Source organism: Parablautia sp. Marseille-Q6255 (genome assembly GCF_951230155.1).
Taxonomy (GTDB): domain Bacteria; phylum Bacillota; class Clostridia; order Lachnospirales; family Lachnospiraceae; genus Choladousia.
This window is the reverse complement of record NZ_CATNVD010000030.1, coordinates 1-20,913: the sequence shown is the minus strand read 5'-3', so window position 1 is coordinate 20,913 and position 20,913 is coordinate 1. Positions and strand designations below refer to the sequence as shown.

The 20,913-nt window shown below is 48.2% G+C and carries 16 protein-coding genes, 1 tRNA gene and 1 pseudogene; 12 read left to right on the top strand and 6 right to left on the bottom strand.

Annotated features, from left to right (window positions below; all coding sequences use genetic code 11):
- Together QOX44_RS17705 and QOX44_RS17700 are read left to right on the top strand one after the other, a co-directional pair.
- Positions 1–416: pseudogene (locus QOX44_RS17705) on the top strand (ISLre2 family transposase); the annotation flags it as partial.
- Between the two features lie 290 nt (positions 417–706).
- The gene (locus QOX44_RS17700; RefSeq protein ID WP_283685111.1) at positions 707–1,165 is read left to right on the top strand and encodes a helix-turn-helix transcriptional regulator; all 459 of its coding nucleotides are present in this window, start codon (positions 707–709) and stop codon (positions 1,163–1,165) included.
- Between the two features lie 549 nt (positions 1,166–1,714).
- Here QOX44_RS17700 and QOX44_RS17695 read toward each other — a convergent pair.
- Positions 1,715–2,905: a linear amide C-N hydrolase gene (locus QOX44_RS17695; protein ID WP_283685110.1), complete on the bottom strand. Its 1,191-nt coding sequence runs from the start codon at positions 2,903–2,905 to the stop codon at positions 1,715–1,717.
- A gap of 313 nt (positions 2,906–3,218) precedes the next feature.
- On the opposite strand from QOX44_RS17695, the gene QOX44_RS17690 reads away from it, so the two are divergent.
- The 4 genes from QOX44_RS17690 to QOX44_RS17675 all read left to right on the top strand — a co-directional run bounded on the left by QOX44_RS17690 (position 3,219) and on the right by QOX44_RS17675 (position 7,365).
- Complete coding sequence (locus QOX44_RS17690) at positions 3,219–3,752, top strand: hypothetical protein (RefSeq protein ID WP_283685109.1); 534 nt, start codon at positions 3,219–3,221, stop codon at positions 3,750–3,752.
- A gap of 104 nt (positions 3,753–3,856) precedes the next feature.
- The gene (locus tag QOX44_RS17685) at positions 3,857–4,798 is read left to right on the top strand and encodes a polysaccharide deacetylase family protein (protein WP_283685108.1); all 942 of its coding nucleotides are present in this window, start codon (positions 3,857–3,859) and stop codon (positions 4,796–4,798) included.
- Positions 4,799–4,857: 59 nt separating this feature from the next.
- Positions 4,858–6,174 carry a replication-associated recombination protein A gene (locus QOX44_RS17680; RefSeq protein WP_283685107.1) on the top strand — a complete coding sequence of 439 codons (1,317 nt, stop codon included), beginning with the start codon at positions 4,858–4,860 and terminating at the stop codon, positions 6,172–6,174.
- A 15-nt stretch (positions 6,175–6,189) separates the two neighbouring features.
- A complete protein-coding gene (locus QOX44_RS17675; protein WP_283685106.1) occupies positions 6,190–7,365 on the top strand; it encodes an AI-2E family transporter in 1,176 nt (391 codons plus the stop codon).
- Positions 7,366–7,429: 64 nt separating this feature from the next.
- On the opposite strand, the gene ybaK is transcribed toward QOX44_RS17675, so the two are convergent.
- The gene (ybaK, locus tag QOX44_RS17670) at positions 7,430–7,912 is read right to left on the bottom strand and encodes a Cys-tRNA(Pro) deacylase (RefSeq protein WP_283685105.1); all 483 of its coding nucleotides are present in this window, start codon (positions 7,910–7,912) and stop codon (positions 7,430–7,432) included.
- Positions 7,913–8,059: 147 nt separating this feature from the next.
- Here ybaK and QOX44_RS17665 point away from each other — a divergent pair, with 147 nt between their 5' ends.
- The 3 genes from QOX44_RS17665 (at position 8,060) to QOX44_RS17655 (ending at position 12,600) form a co-directional block, all read left to right on the top strand.
- Positions 8,060–8,701 (top strand): hypothetical protein, encoded by a 642-nt coding sequence (locus tag QOX44_RS17665; RefSeq protein ID WP_283685104.1) that lies wholly within the window; start codon positions 8,060–8,062, stop codon positions 8,699–8,701.
- 207 nt (positions 8,702–8,908) lie between these two features.
- Positions 8,909–10,081 carry a class I SAM-dependent methyltransferase gene (locus QOX44_RS17660; RefSeq protein WP_283685103.1) on the top strand — a complete coding sequence of 391 codons (1,173 nt, stop codon included), beginning with the start codon at positions 8,909–8,911 and terminating at the stop codon, positions 10,079–10,081.
- Positions 10,082–10,110: 29 nt separating this feature from the next.
- A complete protein-coding gene (locus QOX44_RS17655; RefSeq protein ID WP_283685102.1) occupies positions 10,111–12,600 on the top strand; it encodes a hypothetical protein in 2,490 nt (829 codons plus the stop codon).
- Positions 12,601–13,093: 493 nt separating this feature from the next.
- Here QOX44_RS17655 and QOX44_RS17650 read toward each other — a convergent pair whose 3' ends face one another.
- Positions 13,094–15,064, bottom strand: coding sequence for an NlpC/P60 family protein (locus QOX44_RS17650; RefSeq protein ID WP_283685101.1), 1,971 nt, complete (start codon positions 15,062–15,064; stop codon positions 13,094–13,096).
- Between the two features lie 180 nt (positions 15,065–15,244).
- Between QOX44_RS17650 and trmB the strand changes: the two genes are divergently transcribed.
- Together trmB and QOX44_RS17640 are read left to right on the top strand one after the other, a co-directional pair.
- Entirely contained in the window at positions 15,245–15,895 is a 651-nt protein-coding gene (gene trmB / locus QOX44_RS17645) for a tRNA (guanosine(46)-N7)-methyltransferase TrmB (protein ID WP_283685100.1), read from the top strand.
- 154 nt (positions 15,896–16,049) lie between these two features.
- A complete protein-coding gene (locus QOX44_RS17640) occupies positions 16,050–16,196 on the top strand; it encodes a hypothetical protein (RefSeq protein WP_283685099.1) in 147 nt (48 codons plus the stop codon).
- Here the strand turns inward: QOX44_RS17640 and QOX44_RS17635 are convergent.
- Both QOX44_RS17635 and QOX44_RS17630 read right to left on the bottom strand, forming a co-directional pair.
- Positions 16,193–17,476, bottom strand: a complete 1,284-nt coding sequence (locus QOX44_RS17635) for an AI-2E family transporter (protein ID WP_283685098.1) — start codon at positions 17,474–17,476, stop codon at positions 16,193–16,195. The genes QOX44_RS17640 and QOX44_RS17635 overlap by 4 nt on opposite strands.
- A gap of 412 nt (positions 17,477–17,888) precedes the next feature.
- Positions 17,889–19,136 carry an IS30 family transposase gene (locus QOX44_RS17630; protein ID WP_283682841.1) on the bottom strand — a complete coding sequence of 416 codons (1,248 nt, stop codon included), beginning with the start codon at positions 19,134–19,136 and terminating at the stop codon, positions 17,889–17,891.
- Positions 19,137–19,386: 250 nt separating this feature from the next.
- Here QOX44_RS17630 and QOX44_RS17625 point away from each other — a divergent pair.
- Positions 19,387–19,459: transfer RNA gene (locus QOX44_RS17625), tRNA-Lys, on the top strand.
- Between the two features lie 404 nt (positions 19,460–19,863).
- Here the strand turns inward: QOX44_RS17625 and QOX44_RS17620 are convergent.
- Complete coding sequence (locus QOX44_RS17620; RefSeq protein WP_283685097.1) at positions 19,864–20,718, bottom strand: Rpn family recombination-promoting nuclease/putative transposase; 855 nt, start codon at positions 20,716–20,718, stop codon at positions 19,864–19,866.
- Positions 20,719–20,913: the final 195 nt, after the last annotated feature.

Here is a 20,913-nt window from a genome sequence, read left to right as displayed (position 1 = left end):
ATAAAAACAATAAAGAGGGACTGCTGCCGTATCAGTCACAGGGATTAGAACTGCCAGAGAACCCGGAGGGGCTGGAATACAGAAATATGGGAACGATGGAAAACCATGTATGGAGCGTGATCGCGAAACGGATGAAACACAACCATACGAGCTGGAGCAAGCGAGGAGGGAACCATCTGGCAAAGATACTGGCAAAAAAATGCAGTGGAAAACTGTATGAAGTAACACAGAGTCTGAAGCAGCCATTGTTTGAGACGGAGACAGTCGAGGAGCTGTATGGGGAGATCCTGTTGTCAGCAAAGGCACCGAAGAAGGATGGGAAAGGTTATGAATATCCGGTGATCGGTCATGTAGTAGGCCTGGAAGGAAAGGTGCGAGGTGACGGACGGAAGCTGTTAGCAATGACAGGGTATTAAACAGCCCGGAACAAAAACAGATACCAAATGCAACACCTGTGAAGCCGCAGGCACCTAATGAATCAGAGTCGCAGATGAGATGGATGAGGTCAGCTTCCGCTGCGAGTGAAATGGAGCGGGTGCGTTAGCAGAGTTGCCTGTATCCTGAACGGGCGTATGATAAATCATGTATGAAAAAATTTGCCAACGATTACTTGACAGTAACCCGGGCAGATATGTAAGCTGTGCCTGGTAGAAATCTGATCTGCGATCCGGTATAATTGCAGTGTCAGTGAAAAGGAGGAAGTGCTGTGAATTTAGGAAACTGTTTATTTCATGCAAGAAAAAAATCCGGGCTGTTACAGGAGGCTGTTGCGCAGAAGCTGGGAGTAAGCAGGCAGACGATCTCAAAATGGGAGACGGATGAGACTGTTCCGGATATTTATCAGTCAAAAAAGATGGCGAAGCTCTACCATATGTCCCTGGATGATCTGATCGCATTTGATGTGGATTTTGATGAGATACAGGAGATCATTGCTCAGACAGACGAAAAAACAGAAGAAAAAATAGACTGGACGGCAGCGTGGGGCAAAAGATATCCGATTTTGATCCAGCATCAGCAGGAGGTGAATGTGCCGAATTATGCCCGCAGGTTTGATATTATGCTGGATGAATTAAAGCGGGGGTATCATTACAGTGAACAGGATGCAATGCTCGTACTCAAGGATATTCTGTATCAGACCTGGAAGAAACGGAAAAAGAATCTGTAACCAGACTTAGACACTGTAACCAGATATGGAGGAAAGAAAATATGCGAAATTCCGATGGCTGAGGTCGGAGAATCAGAAATAGTTCGATTTGTGCCCCTGCAAGGCACTTGAACGATGCGTACTGGACGTACGCGGAGCGAAAGTAACGGCGCAGGAGCGCAAATTCGGACATTTCTGACCATGTTGTCCCTTGTTCACTGACGCTACAGTCATTATGGGATGGAACACTTATCACCAGATCATAACCGAGTTGTCTCCTTCTGACTGGGTATACGGTGACCTTACAAGCTATATCGTTACACACAGACCGCTTTCTTCTGCAGAAAATATTAAATTTATTTCAGAAAATGTCTGTGATGCCGTAAGAAAACTGCGGGAGGAGCAGGGATCCGGCTTTTTGGATCCTCATCAAAGGAGATGAAGCTGTAGCTGTGTTGAGAGAAAAAGGATGCCAAAACATGCGGCCCAGGGGACAGGTGATATGCTCCCTTCCAGGCATGTGTTGACATCCTTTGTTAAAGCTGTGCGCGGGACGATCTGAAGTCAGGATCAGTCGAGTGAATATTCAAATGTGTATGCGTCTTCCCCGTAATGTTCGTTTCCGACCCAGAGCACGCTTTTGTCTGTCAGATTGTAGACAGCGCTGTGTACGGTACAGCCGTTATTGTCATCGTTTTTCCAGGTACGTCTTCCCACCTCAGCGAGAATATCCATAGCGGCTTCCTCATCTGCGACGACTCCCTCTACTTCCTTTAACCGCTCTCCAATGCGCTGATAGCGGTCAAGTCCTTTCATGTCCTCTTCGTTGTCATAGTAGTCCGGCTTGATGATGAAGTTTGTGATGTACTGGTAATCGGATGCGCCTGATGTGGCATCTGTATCATTATAAGTGACCGTAAGCTCGCGGGCGCTGCCGTCATCATCCGATGCGTCTGTATCGCCTGTCCACTCCAGGATCGCACTTTTTCCTGTAGAATCAGCGATCATATAGTGGTAGGAGGTACCGGCGGAATCATGCATATCATATTTCTGGATCATTTCGACTGCTTCATCGACACTGTCTGCGTAGTCGAGCACCATTCGGAGCATTGTTGTAGAGGTCAGATCCGGCTTGTCGGTATTCTGATCCGTGCCGATGGCATTTTCACCGCTGCCCTGATAGGTCATATAGATACCGCAGCTCACACCGGCGTCATTGATACCGTCAAGCGGCGCATAAGCGGCAGCGAGACATTTGATCCGGTCCATGATGCTGCTCACACCATTTTTCTCATCAATGCCGAGAAACTGCAGGTCAACGGTTGAGATGGACGAATGGCGTCCTTTTCCGGGATCGGTAAAGACGGGGCATGTATTTGTCTGGCTGAAGTCGTAGTTACGTCCAAACAGCCGGTCACCGTCCTTCGTGCTGGCGGTAAAGGAAGAGCAGGCAATATCACTCTCCTCGATCGTCATCGGAATGAGTCCCTTTGTGATCTTATTTGTGACAAATTCCAGAAGCTCGGTATCATTTGCCGCACCGCCCTGTTCCAGATACTCATCAAAATAATAATCTCCTGAAATCTTCATTTCGTAGACGGCGCCGTCCAGATGCTCATCGTTGCGTGCGCTTAACTGCTTTATGGACATAAGGGAGCGCAGCTCATTTCCCCATATAAACCAGATGCCGCCTGCTGCGACAAGGAGCACTGCGAGAAAAGCAATCCCAATCCATTTCCATATGTTCTTTTTCGTTTTCATAATATCCTCCTTTGTTCACTTTGTGAACTACTGGAGTGTAACACACAGGATTTGCTTTGTCAATAAAAAGCTGAAAAGTTATTAGTGAAAGTGAGCGCTTCTGGTAAACTGACAAGGAAGCTTACGGCGAATTTACAGAGATTTAATACTTTCAGGGGGCGAGCGCCTGCAAAACCAGTGGCACATTTGCAGGATGTGTGGTAAGCTATACTGAAATCGGCTGTGGCGGTCCGGCATAACACATACCTGGATCGCTGCGGTCGAAAAAAGATGATGCCGGAGGGCATGATCTCTTTTTATAAGGAGGAAGGACATGACGGATGGACAGAAAAGAAGGATAGAAAACAGAGTACTTTTTCTTTCGCTGGGAGTAATGGTACTTCTTATCGCATTTCTTGTTTTTGTAGGAGTGACGAAACGGGCGGATACGCTATTATTTCCCGTCGGGCTTGCGGCAGGGCTGTTTGTTTACTGGATAATTTCAGACGTACTTTCTGTAGTCTGGCTGAAAGGATTTACAGGAAAGACGGATGCCCAGAAGAAGGCTTATTGTATTTATGCGCTTCTTGACCTGGTCGGCTTTGGCGGACTTGCATATTTTATTGTCGAGATGAACAGTATGATAGGCGCGCTGATTTACATTATGTGCCTGTTCCTGAAGAGACGTTTCAGGGAAGAGTACGACGGAGTGAAGCCGGAAGAGATGCCGGAGGAATCACAGGAGCAGGACGTCCCGGCGGATGGACAGCCTCAGGAGGATATCCGGGAACTGTCGGTGTCAGACCCGGAAGAGAGCGATCCGGCAGAAGACGCCGTTTCATCTGAGTCCTCGGGCAAAGAGGAATAAGTAGCCGGGACAAAGCCGGTATCCGAACAGAGGATGATATGGAAGCGTCATGCAGAGCGCCTGATGTTCATATAATAAGATGACAGAATTGGATCAGGTGAAGCATGGAGCAGTCAGACAGAAGGAAAGAAAATGAGCAGGAGGCGCGCGGGAGCTTTTTCAAGGAAGCAGGGAGCCGGCTTTTGAAGTCGCTGCTTTTCTGGGGACTTGCAATCTTTCTGACGTTGTCCGCATATACCGATATGAAAAAAATCTGCAGCAGTGGAAGTGTTCAGAGGGAAGCGGAAAGTCCCCGTGCAGCTGCCATTGGAAAAGAATGTGCGGAAACACAGAAAGCTGCAGCTGGTGAAGCCAGAACAGTCACAGACGATGGTAATGCCAGAACTGCCACAGACGATGGTAATGCCGGAACTGCCACAGACGATAGTAATGCCGGAACAGCCGCATCCGACGGTAACGCGGCAGATGCAAGAGCGGATGCAGATACGCAGCGAAAGCAGATCGCGCTGACATTTGATGACGGACCGCACCCGCGGTTTACAAAGCTGCTGCTGGATGGCCTGGCGCAAAGAAAAGTGCCTGCGACATTTTTTGTGGTCGGGAAAAATATTCCCGGAAATGAGGAACTGATCCGGCGCATGGATCAGGAGGGGCATCTGATCGGAAACCATACGTATGACCATGTAAAGATCAGTGATATGGGTGCGGCGCAGGCGTGCGAGCAGGTAGAAAAGACGAGCGCTCTGGTCCGGGAGATCACAGGAAAGGATACGGAATTTGTCCGCCCGCCTTTTGGAGAATGGAATAAGGATATGGAATGTTCTTTTACCATGATCCCGGTGCTCTGGAGTATTGACCCGCTGGACTGGACGACAGAGAATACGGCGCTGATCGAGGAGCGGATCCTGTCGGACGCGGAGGAGGGAGATATTATCCTGATGCATGATTATTATCAGTCCTCGGTGGATGCGGCTCTTGATGTAGTAGATGTGCTTTTGGAGCAGGGCTATGAGCTTGTGACCGTAGATAAGCTGATCCTGGAGTAATAACCAAAAACGGATAACAAAAAACAGACAGACGATCATGTGATGGGGGAAAGACCAGAATGGATTTATTTGAATACGCAAGGACAAAGACGATGAAAAGTGAGGCTCCTCTTGCCTCCCGGCTGCGCCCGAGGACACTGGATGAGGTGGTAGGGCAGCAGCATATCATCGGAAAGGATAAGCTTTTGTACAGAGCGATCTCAGCCGATAAGCTGCGTTCGCTGATTTTTTACGGGCCGCCCGGAACGGGAAAGACGACGCTTGCCAGGGTGATCGCCAATACGACGAGCGCAGAGTTTACGCAGATCAATGCAACCGTGGCGGGGAAAAAGGACATGGAGGAGGTCGTAAAGAGAGCGAAGGAAAACCTCGGCATGTACGGAAAGAAAACGATCCTGTTCGTGGACGAGATCCATCGGTTCAATAAGGGCCAGCAGGATTATCTGCTTCCGTTTGTAGAGGACGGTACGCTGATATTGATCGGAGCGACAACGGAGAATCCATATTTTGAGGTGAACAGCGCGCTGCTGTCGCGGTCTGTGATCTTTGAACTGAAGCCGCTGACAAAGGAAGACATCCGCGTACTGATCGAACGCGCGGTGTATGATACGGAACGCGGTATGGGCGCATATGGGGCCGTGATCGACGAGGATGCGGCAGAGTTTCTTGCAGATATAGCAGGCGGGGATGCGCGTGCAGCGCTCAACGCAGTGGAGCTCGGAGTGCTGACAACGAAGCCGGACGCTTCCGGGAAGATCCGCATTACGCTGGAGGTTGCCTCTGAGTGTATACAAAAGCGGGCAGTCCGGTATGACAAGAACGGGGACAGTCATTATGATACGGTCTCTGCATTTATCAAGAGCATGCGCGGCTCAGACCCGGATGCGGCGGTGTATTATCTGGCAAGGATGCTGTATGCGGGAGAGAGCGTGACCTTTATCGCGCGACGCATTATGATCTGCGCATCGGAGGACGTCGGGAATGCCGATCCGCAGGCGCTCCAGGTAGCGGTGGCAGCTGCGCAGGCGGTTGAGCGCGTAGGCATGCCGGAGGCGCAGCTTATTTTATCGCAGGCAGTGCTGTACATAGCGACTGCGCCCAAGAGCAATTCCGCGACAACTGCGATCGCAGCGGCGATGGATGCAGTGCGGGACAGGCCTGCCGCTGTACCGGCGCATTTGAGTGACAGCCATTACAGAGGGGCGAACAAGCTTGGCAGAGGGATCGGCTATGAGTATGCGCATGATTTCCCCAAGCATTTTTCGCGTCAGCAGTATCTGCCGGATGAGCTGTTGGGGCAGACCTTTTATGAGCCCTCAGAAAACGGATACGAGCGAAAGATCCGTCAGTATCTGGACTGGCTTCATGAGGAATAATCGGAGGTGGTTGATTTGAAGAAGAACTGGATAAGGATCGCGATACTCGCGGTACTGTCATGCTTTTGCGTAAAGTATTCAAATTCTGTGATAAAAGGCATCGGAATATTGATCGATGTGTTTTCGCCGCTCATTACGGGCTTTATGGTCGCGTATGTGCTCAATATTCTGATGAAAAAGCTGGAAAAGATTTATTTTCCAAAGCGGCAGGAGCCGTGGGTGCAGAAGACGCGGCGGCCGGTCTGTCTGTTTACCAGTCTGTTTCTGGTATTTTTGGGAGTGATCGTACTGATCCTGCTGGTGATCCCGGCGCTCGCGGATTCTGTCTATGTGCTGACCAAGGATATTCCAAAGGCATTTCTGCGCTTTCAGAAATGGCTGTCCGCAGAGGCGGCAGAGGCAGGATTTTCAGAGATCCAGGCTTTTGTAAACAGTCTGGAGATCGACTGGGCGGATCTGCATAAGAAGCTTGCAGATGCTCTGACGTACGGGATCGGCAGTATTTTCAATTCTGCTTTTACGATGGCGAACGGGATCATATCCTTTGCAGTGACAGCGGCAGTAGCAGTGATCTTTGCGGTATATATGCTTTCTCAAAAGGAAAAGCTCAAAGCGCAGATAGGCGCGGCAGCGAAGGTGTATCTGCCGGAAAAGTGGCGGATCACAGCGGAGAATTTTCTGCTACTTGCACATGATACGTTTACCAATTTTATCAGCGGACAGGTGCTGGAGGCGTGTATTCTGGGGACGCTGTGCGGATTCGGCATGTTTTTGCTGAAGCTGCCGTATGCGTTGATGATCGGAGTGACGATCGGCGTCTCAGCGCTGATCCCGATCATAGGCGCTTATATGGGAGCGGCGATCGGAGCATTTATGATCCTGACGGTCAGCCCCTTAAAGGCGCTGGGGTTCCTCGTGTTCCTTACGCTGCTGCAGCAGGTAGAGGGGAATCTGATCTATCCGCGTGTCGTTGGCGGGTCTATCGGACTTCCGGCTATGTGGGTGCTGGCGGCAGTCACGATCGGCGGCGGTCTGTTTGGTATACCGGGAATGCTGATCGGCGTACCGCTCACAGCGACCATGTATAAATGGCTGCGCGCAGATGTGGAAAGACGGCTTGCAAAAAATCATGTGCCGCAGGCGCCGCATATCTTCCGTGATCCGGTCGATCCTGTGCGGCAGGAGAAATAAAAGAATTTCAGGTGAAGAAAATCGCTGCGCGATGGCCTGTCAGGGCTGTCGTGCAGCGATTTTCTTATATTATAATATCACAGAAAACTGCCTTGCATGCCGCGGCGTAATCCTGCGGCGTCAGCTCGATCTGTGCACCGATCTTGCCGCCGCTTACAATGATGCGCGGATGTGAAAGCATGGATTCGTGTGCAAATACAGGGTATTGCTTTTTCATGCCGATCGAGGTACAGCCGCCTCGGATATATCCGGTCACCTGGTTGATATCTTTGACGTGGATCATAGACAGTGATTTGACGGATGCTGCGCGGGCTGCCTTTTTGAGATCAAGCTCGTGATCGATCGGCAGCACAAATACGTAGTATGCGCCGGCAGGACTTACCGTCACGAGCGTTTTGAACATGATCTCGTGTGGAAATCCGAGAAGATCGGCGGTCTGTCTGCCATCGGTAAACTCGTCGCACTCGTATGTGTGTACTGTATATGGGATTTTCATGCGGTCCAGGATCCGCATGGCGTTTGTCTTTACTTCCTTTTGCTTTGCCATAATGTCCCCCCTGATAAAAATGAAATATTGCAGGTATCCTCCGGGGATATGCCCGGGGATATTTTACTACAGATATGCGGCGGATGCAAAGGTACATTTTTGCGGGAAATCATATACTAATAAGGAATACGATTGCTGAGGTGAAATATGCAGTATCAAACTATAAATTCCAGACGAAATGCAGCGTTTGTGAGAAGTAATCTGATGAGGGCGGAGGAGATCGACCGTGAGCGCAGGACGAGCGGATGGAATCCGTACGAGGGAGAGGAAGAGATGCCGGAGGGATTCGGAGACGGGGGATATGAAGTAGCAGAAATGGGGCCGACGGTGCCATCAGGAGATAAGGAAAGGGAGGAGCAGATGCCGTTTTTTACGCAGCCGGATTTTGCGCAGGAAATGGAGGAACAGATGCGCCAGGAACGCGATCTGCGCGCTCTGCAGGCCATGTATCCGGATGCGGCGAAGCTGCTTTTGCCGCTGATCGAGGAAGCGTGTGACAGGATGGAATACGAAGGAAGTCCGATGTTTGATGCATATCCAGACCAGACGACCGTCTGGCAGATACAGGAACGGATCAAAGAGCAGGCAGAGCCGCAGATCCCGCAGCAGGCAGAGCCGGAGTCGCAGCAGGAGCAGGAACCGGAAGCAGTATTTTCCATGCAGTATCAGGGGCGCAGGAGGGGACGGCCGGGGCAGGACTGGCTGGGCGATATGATCCGCGTGATGCTTTTGCAGGAGATGCATCACAGACGCTGTCGGCATGACAGGTGCAGGAGGAGGCGGTATTAAGGAGCTGCGGCAGCAGCGAGACTGCACATCAGGAGAAAAAACTTGTTGAAACGCAAGAGGGATAGTATACTGGTTGTACACAATAAAAATAACTGTTCAGCCATTTGCCCGATGTTTTCAAACAAATTTGAACTCAGATTTTTGTGACCTTGTGCATGGCTGAACGGTTACATCAAAAATACCAGCCTTTTATGAGGAGAAGAACAGATGGAAGAATTAAAGATATTACTGGAATCTGTCATGAATGAGGAGCTTTTGAAGATTGTAGTAAGCGGTCCAAGGACCAGGGAGACAATCCAGAAGATCAGGATAAGACCAGTCGGGCAGAAACAGGCGCTGCTGTTCCAGGCAGCGCTTTGGGATGGAAAAAAGGAATTTCATAAAAACTATCCGGCGCAGGATATGGTCCTGACCCTGCTCACATGGATGAGCAGGGATTTCAGGCAGATGCAGATTGAGACGACACAGCAGAACTCTACCGTACTTGTGAGCAAAAAGGGAAAGGTCACAGTCAGGACAAGAATGCTGGAGAAAAAGCGGGAGCAGGCGGATTTAAGTCACAACCGGACCAAACGGTATCTGCTGCCGGAAGGGAAGGCCGTACCGTTTCTTGTGAAGCTTGGGGTCATGACTCCGGAGGGGAAGGTAATCCGTGCGAAGTATGATAAGTTCCGTCAGATCAATCGCTTTCTTGAGTTTATTGAAGATATCTGTCCGGCGCTTGACCGCGACAGGGAACTGACCATGATCGATTTCGGGTGCGGGAAATCGTACCTGACCTTTGCGATCTATTATTATCTGCATGAGATCAGAGGGTATGACCTGAAGATCATCGGCTTGGATCTGAAGGAAGACGTGATCACGCACTGCAATACGCTCGCACAGGAATTCGGGTATGAGAAGCTGCATTTTCTGACGGGAGATATTGCAGATTATGACGGTGTGGATCAGGTCGATCTGGTGGTGACGCTCCATGCCTGTGACACGGCGACCGACTATGCGCTTGCAAAGGCGGTGGCGTGGAAGGCAAGGGCGATCCTGTCTGTGCCGTGCTGTCAGCATGAGCTGAACGCGCAGATCAAAAACGATACGCTGGATCCGGTGCTCAAATACGGGCTTTTAAAGGAACGTATGGCGGCGCTTGTGACAGATGGGCTGCGTGCATCCCTGCTGGAGCAGGAGGGATACCGTGTCCAGGTCCTTGAGTTTATTGATATGGAGCATACGCCGAAAAATATACTGATCCGGGCAGTGCGGGAGAACGCCCCCGGAAGTGCAGGAGAGGGGCGCGGGGAGCATCCCGGCGCGGATGCCATTGCATCCTGCATGGACTTTTTGCATGTACAGCCAACGCTTGCCGGTCTGCTGCAAAAGAAATAGCGTAACACAGAAAAAACAGGAGAATTGCGATGATGCAGAAAAAGTTAATCATAATAAAAAATATTCTGGTGCATGTGGCCGTGCTGACAGTGATCTTTCTTGTGGCTGTATTCGGGTTTGGCCGCTTTATCAATCAGACGGCGCCAAGTACGGCACAGGCAATGGAAAATTCGACCTTTCCTCTCGTTTATATGCAAAACAGAGGAGTCAATTACAACTGCCTGCACGGGTATGCGCGGGAGATGGATGTCAATTATATCCGCGACACGGTGACAGTACTGGGAGATGACCATCAGCTGGCGATCCAGATCCAGCCGTTTGATACGAATATTGAGGATATTTCCTATGAGGTGCTGACGCTTGACGGAGCTGAGTCACTGGAAAATACGAAGGTCATCAAAACAACAGAGGATAATAACAACAATATCAATGCAGTGCTGGAGATACAAAATCACATGCTTCTGGAGCAGGAGTATATCCTCAAGATCCAGGTGACGGCGGGGGGCCGTGATATTTATTATTATACGCGCCTTCTTCTGGAGGATGGCCTGCATCTGGAGGCGTATCTTGATTTTGTGACAGGCTTTTATGACAAGTGTGTCAATAAGACAGATCAGGAATCCCTCGGTACAGTGGTGGAGCCGGATGATACGACAGACGAGGGCCGGACACTGGCACAGATGGATATTCATGATTCGGTCAATCAGCTGATGTGGGGAGAACTGAACCCGCAGATTTATTATAAGCCGACTCCGGGGCTTGTGGATATCAATGGAACAACGGCATCCTTTGTGCTGGATTACAGGATCTCTGCGATGAATAGCGAGGGTGTTACGGATATTTACAATGTCAGTGAATTTTACAGGCTGCGCTATACCGATACGCGAGTATTCCTTCTTGATTTTACGCGGTCTACGCAGCAGGTATTTGACACAGACCGGACAGTACTTGAGCCGGACGGGATCAACCTCGGTATTGCGGACAGTGACGTAGAGTTTGCCTTTGATAAGGAAAAAAAGATCGTGGCATTTGTCCAGGAAAATGAGCTCTGGGCGTATCGGATCAATGAGGGACGCATGACGCGTATTTTTGGATTCCCGCAGCGGGAGGATATGGACTACCGCGATTTTTATGATCAGAATAATATCAAGGTGCTGCGCGTGGAGGAGACCGGAGACGTGTGGTTCGCGGTTTCCGGATATATGAACCGCGGCGCCAGAGAGGGAGAAAACGGTGTTGCGCTGTATCATTATGAGGATGCATCGGCAACGGTAGAGGAGATCCTGTTTATCCGGACGATGGAAGCGTATGACAGTCTGAAGCTGGATATAGACACGCTGGCGTATATTACAGACGATTATCAGGAATGCTATATCCTCTTAGAGGGAGTTGTCTACCGCATCGATCTGGCTGCACGGGAGTATGAGCCGGTCGTAAATGGCGTGAAGGAGGGCTGCTATGTAAGTTCCGAATCGAACCGGTATTTTGCATGGCTGCGTGAAGGAGAGCGGTATCAGTCCCGGACACTGTACGTGATGGATTTTGAGACGGGAGCAGCACAGGAGATCACCTGCGCAGACCAGGAATATATCCGTCCTCTGGCTTTTATGGGAGAGGATATCGTGTACGGAAAGGCACAGGCAGCGGATGTCAATGTCGCAGACGAAGGAAATGAGCTGTTTCCAATGTATGAGCTTTCTATCGTCAATGCAGACGGAGAGACAGTAAAGACGTATCAGCAGCAGGGGATATATGTGACAGATGTGCGTCAGGAGAACCATACGCTGCTGCTTACGCGCGTGACAGGCAGCGGCGGTGTGTATACGGAGACGACATCGGATTCTATCGTCAGCATGGACACGCAGGAGGATGTCATATACGGCATTTCCACACAGGCAGACAGTATCCGCCAGACGGAGATCCTGCTTCGGGTCGGCACACAGATCACCGATGAGGCGCCTCAGGTCGTTCATGCAAAGCTTCTGGTAGACGATGGATCCAGGACGATACAGATACCGTCCAATACCAAAAAAGAGCAGCTGTATTATGTATATGCGGGAGGAAGCATGGAGAGCCGCTGGACCACAGCCTCTGAGGCGATCCGCAGAGCGGATGAAAAGGTAGGAGTCGTGATCAACAATGAAAAGGAATTTGTGTGGGAGAGAGGAAACAGAGCTGAAACGGCCCAGATCAGGCTGGAGGATATACCGGAGATCGTAAAAAGCGGAACCATGGATGTGGCAGTTCTGGAGGAAACGATCGGAAAGGATGCGGTCGGACTGACTGGCTGTACGCTGGATCAGGTTCTCTACTTTGTGGGGCAGGGACATCCTGTGATCGCAGCTGCGCCGGATAAGACAGTGATCATTACCGGATATGATGATTTCGGCAATACGATCCTGCTGGACGCGGGGGGAACAGAGACGTATTTCTATGGTCCGCAGGACAGCAAGGCGCTGTTTGAGCAGGCGGGCAACCGATTTGTCTCCTATCTCGATTCTGCGGCAGGCGAAGAGTAAAGAAGTGTCGCTCAAAAGAATAAAATATCAGATTATTTAAAAACATGATTTTTGCAAGAGCCAAAATGGAAAGAGTGGAAAAGTAATTCTGCACAAAATATGACAGAGTTTTCATCCACATCCACAGAGCAGTCGACAAAATATTCGCATCTTATCCACAATTAAGTGGATAAGAAAATGCGATAAACAGGACTTATACACTGACTTATCCACATTGTCCACATTTTTTGTGGTGGAAAAAGTGGTTTACATAGGTTTTTTAAAGAACGAACGTTTTGTGAATAATGATAAATAGCAAAAATGAAACATGTTTTTTAGAAAAGTGCTTGACAGCAAAAAATTGAGCCAATTACACAAAAAGTCAGAAAAAACTAAATATTCAGATGCAAATCTACAAATTAATGCAGAAATGAAAAGCAAAAACGACATCCTGCGATCAGAGCGTGATCAGCAGAATGTCGTTTTTCTCTTGAGATACTGTTGTCTGTAATGCTTAATACCAATATCGCACTGCGCGGATCGGTGTCTGATAATCGTAATTGGATACCTTGATACCGCCTGCCGGGTATGGCTGCGAGTTGCTTGCATGTACGAGCTTGCCGTTGCCCATGTAGATACCTACGTGGGAAGCATACGCAGGATTGCTGGATCCGTAAAAGATCAGATCTCCTGGCTGAATGCTGTTGATATCAACGATGACAGCTTTTTTGTAGCCCTGCGCCACATATGCGCTGTTTGGTCCCTTCATCTGATCGTCTGCTACGCGCAGCAGCTTGATGCCGAAGTTAGCGAAGACAGTCTGGACAAATCCGGAGCAGTCCGCACCGTTTGTAAGGCTTGTGCCGCCGTAGACGTATTTGTTGCCGACATACTGCAAAGCAAAATTTACGATCCGTCCGCCCAGTGTGGAGTCTGATACCTTCAGGCTCTCTTCAGCGGTAACGACTCCGTTTTTATTGATCGTATACTGCTTGGAACCGATGATGATCGTCAGGTTGGAGGCAAGGCGTCCATCGGAGTAGAAATAGTATTTTTTGCTGCCGATGGTCTGGATGCCAGTCACCATTGCTCCGGATGGAGCAAAATAATAGCGGTTATTGGAAATCGTCTGCCATCCGGTGACCATGTTGGCATTGGAGTCGAAATAGTACTTGATACCATTTACGGTCTGCCATCCGGTTGTTTTTTCCTGCCCGGTGCGCGCGCCGTCCGGTCCGACATAATATTTACCGACCCAGGTATTTTTTGCCATTTTTCCGGTACTCTGGAAGTAATATTTTTTGCCTTTGATCGTTACCCATTTGTTTTTGGCAGCCTTTCCGCCGCTGCGGAAGTAGTACGTATCGGAGCCGATCGTCTTGAGGGAGCGTTTCAGCTTCGCGCCTGTCACAGGATCAAAGTAGTAGAGATTGTTCCCGACTGCTGCCAGTCCTTTGAGCACGGCTCCGGTACTGGAAGCATAGTATTTACCGGACCAGAGCCAGCGGCCTTTCTGGAGCTGACCGTTGACGTTGAGGAAATAGCGCTGATTGCCGACTGTGATCCATCCGGTGCGCTTTCTTCCTGTCTTAGAGTCGAAATAATAGGTCTGACCCTTGATATTGGTAAAACCAGAAGCACGTTTTCCGCTTTTTTTGACGTAGCGGTCACCGACCCAGGTCTTTTTCTGCATAATGCCTTTTTTGTTGAAATAATAGTAATGGCCTCCGTAACGGACCCAGCCGGTCATCTTCCTGCCGGAAGAATCAAACATGTATTTTTTATTGCCGATCTTCGTAAGACCGGTTGCCATGGCGCCGTTGCTCTTGAGGTATTTGCCGTTCAGCCACTGGCTTTTCAGGATCACACCCTTAGAAGGACCTGCAAAATAGGTGCTTCCGCCGATCTTCAGCCAGCCCTTCTGGAGCACTCCGGTGACAGGATGCAGATAATACGTCTTGCCGGAAAGATTCAGCCAGCCCTTGACAGGATTGCTGTTGGTGTCGTAATAACGCGTCTTGCCGTCATCTGTGACCCAGCCGACGTTGTTCTTGACTCCGGTATATTTTCCGTCGGCGCCGACCCATTTCCCATTTACCCAGGTGTTTACCGCGAGGGTTCCGTCTTCCTGCAGAAAATAGTTGCCGATCCACTTGTCTACAGCAAGCACGCCGTCCTTGTCTGCGTAATAGCGTTTGCCGTCGGGAGCAGTGATCCAGCCTTTTTGCATGATCCCTTTTTCGTTAAAATAATACAGCTTTTTGTTAATTTTCTGGACGCCGGTCTGCATAATGCCATTTGCATCAAAATAGTACCAGTATTTGCCGATCTGCTTTAGTCCGGTAAGGTATCCGGGACTGCCCTTTTGTGTATAGATGATGCCGGCGGATGTCGTCTTCCACGCTGCATTTGCCGTAAGGGCAGGAGCAGAAAATGCCAGAAGACCAGTGAGCGACAGCACCACGAATGCTCTGCTTTTTTTCATAATCATTAGATCCTTTCAGGTCCATAACCATACATATAAAAATTACAAAACTTTTACATCTTATTTAAGATACTACCTGATATTTAATAGAAAGTCAATAACTTATGAAGTATTGCTTGACTTTTTTTGGATATCTGAGAAAATGAAAAAGATAAAATATGTGACAGGAGAAAGCGAAGTATGAGGCTGAGAAATATACCGGGATCGCGGGAAGCGATCGCAGAGAGTGAGTTTGTTGTACAGGAAGCTATTATGAGAGAAAAAAGAGGATGCTGGAAGGATGTTTTTGGAAAGGATCATCCGCTGTTTCTGGAGGTAGGCATGGGAAAAGGACGGTTTATCACCGAGCTTGCGACCAGAAATCCGCAGTATAATTATGTGGGGATCGAAAAATATTCCAGCGTACTTCTGCGCGCGCTGGAAAAGAGGGAGACACTTCCGGAGCTTACGAATCTGTTGTTTTTACGCATGGATGCGGAGGACCTGACAGAGGTGTTCGCAGAGCAGGAGGTATCCGGAATCTATCTGAACTTTTCTGATCCCTGGCCGAAGGACAGACATGCAAAGCGCCGCCTGCCAAGCAAGGAGTTTCTGGCGCGCTATGATCAGATCTTAAAGCCGGAGGGCAAGGTAGAATTTAAGACGGATAACCGGGCGCTGTTTGATTTTGCAATTGACCAGGCAAAGGAGGCCGGATGGACGCTGGAGGCGTGTACATTTGACCTTCATCATGATAAGGAGATGGCAGAGGGAAATATTATGACGGAATATGAAGAGCGGTTTTCCTCGCAGGGAAATCCGATCTGCAAGCTGATCCTTTCACGCGGCTGATGAGAACGTCTCATAAGGACAGGAAACCGGGCGTTATCTTTCTATATGGCTGATCCCCAAAGCGGTATGCTGACATCTGAGAGACGTCTGTCATAATATATAGAAAGAAAGCACTTATATCAGTCAGACCGGGTGCGTACAGGAGGAGAAGCAGATGCGTCTTTCGGGAGTGAAAAAAAGGCTGTATCGCCTGACGTATGATAAGCCGGGGGTAAACAGGACAGCGCTGCGTCTGCGCCAGTCTTTTGATGAGGTGAGACGGCTGGTAGGGGAAAATGAAAAAAAGAAGGAGCCGGACTAATCGTCCAGCTCCATATTTTTTAGCTCGTTGTCGATCATCTCTTCGGAGATGTTTTTTTTCTTGAGCCGGTGACTCAGATAAAGATCGCTCAGATAGCTGATGATCGCGATCACCGGAACGCCGAGGAACATGCCGATCACACCGGCAAGGCTTCCGCCTACCGTGATCGCAAAGATGATCCAGAGAGGCTTCATACCAGTCGAATCACCGAGGATTTTTGGTCCCAGGATCAGCCCGTCAAACTGCTGCAGACACAGGATCATGATAGCAAAACCGATCGCTTTTACGGGACTGATAAAGAGGATGATCAGGATGCCCGGTATCGCTCCGATAAACGGACCGAAGTACGGGATCATATTTGTCACGCCTACGATGATACTGATCAGAGGCGTATACGGGAACCGGAACAGCGTCATCAGTATAAAGCACAAAATCCCGATGATCAGAGAGTCGATAAACTTGCCGACTACAAAGCTGCTGAACAGGCGGTTGCACTCCGAGAGGATCTCGTGGCAGGAGCTGATGTATTTGCGCGGAAGAAAGGCATAGATCAGTCTCCACGCGATGCGCATCATCCGGCGCTTATCATACAGCATATAAATAGAAACAATCACAGTAATGAGGAGATTGACGATCCAGCCTGTGATCGACATGGACAGCGAGTAGATCGCAGGCACCATGTTTGCCGCAAAGCTCTGCAGATAAGAAATAAAGTTTGGCATCATATCTGTGAGCGGCTTGCTGATCTCTTCTATATCCAGTGTAGGGAACTGCTCCTGAAGGTCAGCGAGCAGCTGGATCAGGGATTCGTATCCGGTAGGGATATAGTTAATAAAATCCGCGATATTCTTTGTGATCTCAGGAAGGACGAACAGGACAGAGAGCACAACGAAGCCGATCACGATCACGTAGGTGATCAGGATAGCGATGATGGTGTGCACACTGTGCTTCAACCGGAATTTTGTTTTGGAAAAGAGCCGGTCGATCGCCTGATAAAACATATGAACCATCGGGTTTAAAATATATGCGATCAGAGCACCCAGGAAAAACGGGCTGAGTATCGTGAAGATCTGTTTGAGCCACGCCTTTGTCTGATCAATGTCAAGGATACATTTAAAGATGATCGCAGACAGCAGCACCATGACAATACCATAAATGCAGATGGTGAAGTACTGGCTGTTTTTAATAAAGCGTTGTCCCTTATTGCCATGCTGTGACTCGGAGACCTTCTGTGCCTGCTGGAAGGTGTTGCTTTCATTCATATTCGATTGCGAATCCATAAAGAGAGTCCTTTCTGTAAAAAACGAGATATGTTTCAGTATAGAGGATTTCCTCTCAGGATTCAAGTACAGGAATTGTAAAATAAGCATAAAGTGGAAAAAAGAGGCAAAATACAAAAAAATACAAAAAAGGTGAATTATAAAAGTAACTTCCGGTTGTAAAAGTAACGTCCGGATGAAAGAGAAACTTCTGTTTTCAGGCAGGAAAACGGAAGTTTTTCTTGCCTAAAAGACTTTTTTTGTGTAAACTTTAAGTACAGTTCCGCTTTTTTGCGCATGCAAAGCGGAGCAAAGGGAGCTTTTTCTTTTTTTGTGAAAGACAAAGTTCCGTTGCCCAGAAGAATACATATGGGACGTGTGTTCATAGGGGCAAAATTAATGGTGTAAGGATAAGTCAGCGGTTGTGGCTGGCTTATTCTATTTTCAGCAGATACGGCTGAAGCGTTACGGAATCCGGTTCGATCCGTCTGACACCCAGCTTATGCAGCAGCGTTTCCCCATAAAAGAAGGAAAAGACCTCATAAGGAGTTCTTCCGCCTAATACCTTTCGTGGAACGGAATTGATATGATCGAACATAAGATTCAGATCTTTCTGCGTCAGGTGTTCGAGATTCCGCTGGTTCGGAAGGATATTCCGGACATAGTTGTGGTTATTTTCTACATGAGGTTTCTGGCTTGGTGTCTGTGGGTCGCAATAAAAGATATTTGTCCGTATCTGTCCGCTCTTTGGATTCTGTTCAAAGAGGGAGACTTTTTCAAACTCTGTCCCACGGTCAGTGAGGATCAGGGAAAAGAGGCGGAAATAGTCGATGCCGAGAAGCTCCTGAAGGAAATCTAAGGCAGAAGCCATGGATTCCGAAGTTTTTTCCTGATGGAGGAATCCGATCATAAGTCCGGTATTCTGAAAAGAAAAGGTCTGGATATAAGGTCCTTGCGGTTGGTTGTACAGAGTATCCATCTCCGTTGTCGGGATGGAAGGATTGTCGGCAAGAAACGCGAGATAGTCTGAAAACTTATGCCCCTCATAGTTGACCGGCTCTCTGCGTTTTTTCAGCTTTTTGCGTTCGCGCATGGAAACCTGTCTGCGCAGAGAGAAGTTATCAACGCCAAAGTCTTTAAAAACGCCGCCTTCGATGTAGGTGTAGAGGGATTTTACCGAAAGGGAGAGTTCCGGATGGTTAGCAAGGATCTGATAAAGGGACTGCCCTTTTTTGAGGAGCGGGGCAATGGTTTGTGCAATGAGTAGACGTTGCGGCTCTGAAAGATTAACGCCCTGTCTGGAATCGGACAGGTGAAAGAGATAATCTTCGTGAGCATGACTGGCGTTGTAGAAGTAATGATCCAGCCGGCAGTGTTTGATGTCCGGACAATGGTTGCAGGCGCCGACGGAGCGGTCACGCAGGGAACAGGACTGTTCGGCATAGGACGGGCAGGCTTCAGAACAGTATTTACGGGGTTTGCTGCACTGTTTAAAGTTTGAACAGATGACAGGTGAATTGAAGCGGTTGCGTGGTTTTAAGGTTCTATGCTTTTTGATTTCTTTTGCAATGGTAGTCGGATCTTTGTGGAGGGAACGGGCAATGGCTGTTTTGGACAAGCGCTTTTCGATGCCCTCCTGGATTATTTTTCTTTCTTCTAAGGTTAAATGTTTTGCTCTCATTATGTACATCCTTTCTCCCATGAACATCACAGGAAAAGGATAACCGGAAATAAGTCTTTCATAAAGCCTTAATGAAAAACAAGCTTCCGGAAGTGTGAAGAAGAACCGGAAGTTACTTTTACATTTCTCGAAAATACAAAAAAATAAAAAAAATTAAAAAAAGTACTTGCATTTTGAAAAACATGTGCTATAATAAGTCTTGCTTGTGAGGGAAACGAAAACAAAGCAAGCGAACAACTCAATAAAGCGAGCGCGATTAGCTCAGTTGGTAGAGCACCTGACTCTTAATCAGGGTGTCCAGGGTTCGAGCCCCTGATCGCGCACTGAAAGCACTGTTTTTGGCGACATGAGCGCCGGGGACGGTGTTTTTATTTTTGCTTGATTTTACGGGCTTTTTCGAACCTGCGGACATAATCCTTAAAGAGCATATAAAGTATGATCAAATGTATGTTTGTATTATACTGCTTCCATTTATCTCCAATGCGTATGAAAACGCTTATTTTTCAAGAAGCGTACCGTATCTGCTTATGGATCTGGAGCCTTATCCGGCGAAGCTGCTCGCATCGGAACAAACGACAAGCATAGAAGTTTTGTTGGCATAGTGTTAGAGCTGCAAAGCAGAAAAGGCATAAAAGAAAGAACCTGTCAGACATTGTCAGTACGGCAATGGAAAGACAGGTTCTGATTTTGTTTACGGGTCAGTGAAGTGATTTTTTAGCTGTTCCGGTTACTGGTTTTTGATCTCCAATAATTCTTCCAGAGGTATTCCTATCATACCGGCGATGTCCAGATCGGAGAAAGTTCCTTTTTGCAGCAGCATTTTTGCGAGCTGCTTTTTTGCTTCGGCTAATCCCTCAGCTTTTCCCTTGGCTAATCCCTCAGCTAATCCCTCGGCTTTTCCCTCAGCCAGACCTTCCAGTCTGCCTTTTTCGATATTTTCTTTATCTCTCATCAATAAGGTCATATACTCTCGCCTCCATTCCTCGTTACGCTTCGCGTTATTTATTTCTGCTTGCAGTTCTTGTACGTAGCTGTCTTCACTGGAAACTCCTCCGACATATTTTAAGAAAGCTTTTGCTTCATCTGTGATCTCGCCTTTTGTGCCGGAGGTATTGAAAAATATTTTAATAGCTTCATCATTCAGGGAAAGATCAGTTTTCTCACGGCACAGATTTTCGAAAGTATAGCGGTACAAACCTTCTCCGAACAAATCAAACGTACAAATGAAAATAACATAGCTTCGGTTCAGCTTCTGATACGGTTCGCCTTTTTCAATCAGGTTTAAGTCGATCATACCCTGATAATAGCGGCTTCTTTTGGGAAGCTCTTTTGTATCAACGGTCTGTATCTCCACGTTGTAAACTGTGTCTTTATCGTCCTTTACATAAAGATCAAGACGAATGCTGCGGCTGTCGTATGATAAATCTATCGTTTTCTGCTCTTCGGGATATTCAATTTTTTCGATCTCGATTTCTAAGAGACGCTCCAACATCTTCTTGCAAAGAGTACGGTCGCGCATGATCTTTGCAAACATGAAGTCATCTTTTAACTCTAATTCTTCCCAAGATTTTTGTGTATTCATTCAAGTTCCTCCTGTTATCTAAATTATATCGTAAATAGTAAAAAGTTGCAAATACTCTTTGGATATGGGTTACTGTCAAGTAATCGTTGGCAAATTTTTTCATACATGATTTATCATACGCCCGTTCAGGATACAGGCAACGCTGCTAACGCATTCTCGCTCCATTTCGCTCGCAGCGGAAGCTGACCTCATCCA

What these genes read in the sequence shown, in the direction of transcription:
- QOX44_RS17695 (WP_283685110.1), bottom strand. Translation starts at nt 2,905, where the DNA reads ATGAAAACGAAAAAGAACATATGGAAATGGATTGGGATTGCTTTTCTC.
- QOX44_RS17690 (WP_283685109.1), top strand. Translation starts at nt 3,219, where the DNA reads ATGACGGATGGACAGAAAAGAAGGATAGAAAACAGAGTACTTTTTCTT.
- QOX44_RS17685 (WP_283685108.1), top strand. Translation starts at nt 3,857, where the DNA reads ATGGAGCAGTCAGACAGAAGGAAAGAAAATGAGCAGGAGGCGCGCGGG.
- QOX44_RS17680 (WP_283685107.1), top strand. Translation starts at nt 4,858, where the DNA reads ATGGATTTATTTGAATACGCAAGGACAAAGACGATGAAAAGTGAGGCT.
- ybaK (WP_283685105.1), bottom strand. Translation starts at nt 7,912, where the DNA reads ATGGCAAAGCAAAAGGAAGTAAAGACAAACGCCATGCGGATCCTGGAC.
- QOX44_RS17665 (WP_283685104.1), top strand. Translation starts at nt 8,060, where the DNA reads ATGCAGTATCAAACTATAAATTCCAGACGAAATGCAGCGTTTGTGAGA.
- QOX44_RS17660 (WP_283685103.1), top strand. Translation starts at nt 8,909, where the DNA reads ATGGAAGAATTAAAGATATTACTGGAATCTGTCATGAATGAGGAGCTT.
- QOX44_RS17655 (WP_283685102.1), top strand. Translation starts at nt 10,111, where the DNA reads ATGATGCAGAAAAAGTTAATCATAATAAAAAATATTCTGGTGCATGTG.
- QOX44_RS17650 (WP_283685101.1), bottom strand. Translation starts at nt 15,064, where the DNA reads ATGAAAAAAAGCAGAGCATTCGTGGTGCTGTCGCTCACTGGTCTTCTG.
- trmB (WP_283685100.1), top strand. Translation starts at nt 15,245, where the DNA reads ATGAGGCTGAGAAATATACCGGGATCGCGGGAAGCGATCGCAGAGAGT.
- QOX44_RS17640 (WP_283685099.1), top strand. Translation starts at nt 16,050, where the DNA reads ATGCGTCTTTCGGGAGTGAAAAAAAGGCTGTATCGCCTGACGTATGAT.
- QOX44_RS17635 (WP_283685098.1), bottom strand. Translation starts at nt 17,476, where the DNA reads ATGGATTCGCAATCGAATATGAATGAAAGCAACACCTTCCAGCAGGCA.
- QOX44_RS17630 (WP_283682841.1), bottom strand. Translation starts at nt 19,136, where the DNA reads ATGAGAGCAAAACATTTAACCTTAGAAGAAAGAAAAATAATCCAGGAG.
- QOX44_RS17620 (WP_283685097.1), bottom strand. Translation starts at nt 20,718, where the DNA reads ATGAATACACAAAAATCTTGGGAAGAATTAGAGTTAAAAGATGACTTC.